The sequence below is a fragment of the Streptomyces acidicola genome, assembly GCF_009377235.1.
Lineage (GTDB): Bacteria > Actinomycetota > Actinomycetes > Streptomycetales > Streptomycetaceae > Streptomyces > Streptomyces acidicola.
This window is the reverse complement of record NZ_VMNX01000456.1, coordinates 1-3,081: the sequence shown is the minus strand read 5'-3', so window position 1 is coordinate 3,081 and position 3,081 is coordinate 1. Positions and strand designations below refer to the sequence as shown.

Sequence of the window (3,081 nt, the reverse complement as noted above, 5' to 3'; positions counted from 1 at the left end):
GTGGAACGCCCCGCCCCCGACACGGCGGGCGACCTCATCCGCTGGGCCTCCTTCAGTTGCGCCCTCGTTCCCGTGGTCCTCCTCGGGTACGGCACGTCGCTCGCCGGAGCGGCCGGCGCGGCCCTGGGCCTGGCTGCCGTGACCGCAGTGTGCCGGCTGCTGCTGCGCCAGTCGGAGCGGGGAGCGGCACGCGCATCGGCCGAGGAGGGGGCGCCACGGCGGGGCCGACACGGCCGGGTCGGCTCGGGGGCGCACAGGGGCGGACGGCATTCTGGAGGAGATACGCCGGTCGACTGACCGGTTTCTGCGCACACCACCGCACCTTTTCAGCCAACTTCGGGTTCCTGTGCATGTGTTGCTCGAACACCCCCACACCACCCGTTCGACCTGCACTGAAAGGGGCCCGCAGGGCGCGCGCACCCTACGTGGATTGGCCACTACGACGAGGCGCACTTCCCTGTACGGCCCACGAGTGCAACGCTTCGTGATCGAATGCTTCACGCCAAGTTGCCAAGTCGACAATGTGCCGGTTGCCGAACTGGTCACGCCGGCACCACGGGACACAGTAGATTCGATCTTGACTGTCTTACGGCGGGGGACTCGTGCAGGACCAAGGGGAAACGTGCAGGAGCGACACAACCGAGGAGCCGCGACCACCGAGGGGGGCTTAGCAGGATGAGCCACGACTCCACTGCCGCGCCGGAAGCCGCGGCCCGGAAACTTTCCGGGCGACGCCGCAAGGAGATCGTCGCGGTGCTGCTGTTCAGCGGCGGCCCCATCTTCGAGAGTTCCATACCGCTTTCGGTGTTCGGGATCGACCGCCAGGACGCCGGAGTACCGCGCTACCGGCTGCTGGTCTGCGCCGGAGAAGACGGCCCGCTGCGGACCACGGGGGGGCTGGAACTCACCGCGCCGAACGGACTGGAGGCGATCTCACGGGCGGGCACCGTCGTCGTGCCGGCCTGGCGCTCGATCACCTCGCCGCCGCCGGAGGAGGCGCTCGACGCCCTGCGCCGGGCACACGAGGAGGGCGCCCGCATCGTCGGGCTGTGCACCGGCGCCTTCGTGCTGGCCGCCGCCGGCCTGCTGGACGGCCGCCCGGCCACCACCCACTGGATGTACGCGCCGACGCTGGCCAAGCGCTACCCGTCGGTGCACGTCGATCCACGCGAACTGTTCGTGGACGACGGAGACGTACTGACCTCGGCCGGTACGGCGGCCGGCATCGACCTGTGCCTGCACATCGTGCGCACGGACCACGGCAACGAGGCGGCCGGCGCGCTGGCCCGCCGTCTGGTGGTCCCCCCGCGCCGCAGCGGCGGCCAGGAACGCTACCTCGACCGGTCTTTACCGGAGGAGATCGGCGCCGACCCGCTCGCCGAGGTCGTCGCCTGGGCGCTGGAGCACCTCCACGAGCAGTTCGACGTGGAGACCCTCGCCGCGCGCGCGTACATGAGCCGCCGCACCTTCGACCGCCGGTTCCGTTCCCTCACCGGGAGCGCCCCGCTGCAGTGGCTGATCACCCAGCGCGTGCTGCAGGCCCAGCGCCTGCTGGAGACGTCGGACTACTCCGTGGACGAGGTCGCCGGGCGCTGCGGCTTCCGCTCCCCCGTCGCACTGCGCGGCCACTTCCGCCGGCAGCTGGGCTCGTCCCCAGCGGCCTACCGGGCGGCGTACCGGGCACGGCGGCCCCAGGGCGAGAGGCCGGACGGCCCGGACGGCTCCTCGGGCTCGGGCGGGCCCCAGTCGGTGCCGCAGGACGCCGCCGCGCTGCCGCTCCAGACCCGCCGCACGGCGGCCGCGAACGCCCTGGCCCCGGCGGCCTCGCTCTCCACGGAGGGCGCCAAGCCCGAGCTGTACGCCACGGGCCGTCTGCCGGGCCAGCGCAGCGCCCCGTAGCCGCCCTCGGACACCCTCGGCCCGGTCCCGACCTGATCACCCAGGTGCAGGACCGGGTCGTTCGGTCGTCACGGGCCGTAAGGTGAGACACATGAACGATCGCATGGTGTGGATCGACTGCGAGATGACCGGGCTCTCGCTGTCCGACGACGCGCTCATCGAGGTGGCCGCGCTGGTCACCGACTCGGAGCTGAACGTACTGGGCGAGGGCGTGGACATCGTCATCCGTCCGCCGGCCAAGGCACTGGAGACGATGCCGGAGGTGGTCCGCCAGATGCACACCGCGTCCGGGCTCCTGGACGAGCTCGCCGGCGGCACGACGCTGGTGGAGGCGGAGGAACAGGTCCTCAGCTACATCCGCGAGCATGTCAAGGAACCCGGCAAGGCCCCGCTGTGCGGCAACTCGGTCGGCACCGACCGCGGCTTCCTCCACCGCGACATGCCGGAGCTGGAGGAATACCTCCACTACCGGATCGTGGACGTCAGCTCCGTCAAGGAGCTGGCCCGCCGCTGGTACCCGAGGGCGTACTTCAACAGCCCCGAGAAGAACGGCAACCACCGGGCCCTCGCCGACATCCGCGAGTCCATCGCGGAGCTCCGCTACTACCGGGAGGCGATCTTCGTCGCCCAGCCCGGCCCGGACTCCGACACGGCGCGGACGATCGCCGCGAAACACGTCCTGCCCGCCGGGTAACCGCCCCGCCGGAGTGCCGCCGGGCCCCGCCGAAACCCTGGCGCGAGCACCCCTTCGGACCCTGTACACTTTTTCTCGGCCGGTCGGTGAACCACTCGGAGAACCGCCGGTCATGGTGGGTGTAGCTCAGCTGGTAGAGCACCTGGTTGTGGTCCAGGATGTCGCGGGTTCAAGTCCCGTCACTCACCCGAAGGCGAAGGCGACGTGTGCCCGCGGAAAGCGCGGGCCTCGTCGCCTTCGTTGTTACTGCGCGGCTTCGCCGCGCGGGCGGGGGCTTCGCCACCCGCACCCCCCTTGCGCGTGGTGGGCCCGAGGGGTTCAGGTCTCTTGCGCGGGGTGGGCCGGAGGGGTTCAGGGCCCTTGCGCGGGCCGGAGGGTTCGCGTCCTCCCGGTGGGCCGGAGGGTTCCCGTCCCTTGCGTGGGGTGGGCGGAGGTTCGAGGCGCCGGTGCGCGGGATGAGCCAGAGGGGTTCGCGTCCTCGTGTGGGG

Annotated in this window: 3 protein-coding genes and 1 tRNA gene; all 4 read left to right on the top strand. The window is 71.5% G+C overall.

Annotation, left to right across the window (positions count from 1 at the left end):
• The 4 genes from FPZ41_RS45890 to FPZ41_RS45875 all read left to right on the top strand — a co-directional run bounded on the left by FPZ41_RS45890 (position 1) and on the right by FPZ41_RS45875 (position 2,781).
• A complete protein-coding gene (locus tag FPZ41_RS45890) occupies positions 1 to 297 on the top strand; it encodes a hypothetical protein (RefSeq protein WP_322621583.1) in 297 nt (98 codons plus the stop codon).
• Positions 298 to 675: 378 nt separating this feature from the next.
• Positions 676 to 1,899, top strand: a complete 1,224-nt coding sequence (locus FPZ41_RS45885; RefSeq protein ID WP_152870773.1) for a helix-turn-helix domain-containing protein — start codon at positions 676 to 678, stop codon at positions 1,897 to 1,899.
• A gap of 91 nt (positions 1,900 to 1,990) precedes the next feature.
• On the top strand, positions 1,991 to 2,593 hold the full coding sequence (gene orn / locus FPZ41_RS45880; RefSeq protein ID WP_152870771.1) for an oligoribonuclease: 603 nt from the start codon (positions 1,991 to 1,993) through the stop codon (positions 2,591 to 2,593).
• A gap of 115 nt (positions 2,594 to 2,708) precedes the next feature.
• A tRNA-His gene (locus tag FPZ41_RS45875) sits at positions 2,709 to 2,781 on the top strand.
• The last annotated feature ends 300 nt before the right edge of the window (positions 2,782 to 3,081 follow it).

Coding starts and splice junctions, on each gene's coding strand:
- FPZ41_RS45885 (WP_152870773.1), top strand. CDS start 676: ATGAGCCACGACTCCACTGCCGCGCCGGAAGCCGCGGCCCGGAAACTT.
- orn (WP_152870771.1), top strand. CDS start 1,991: ATGAACGATCGCATGGTGTGGATCGACTGCGAGATGACCGGGCTCTCG.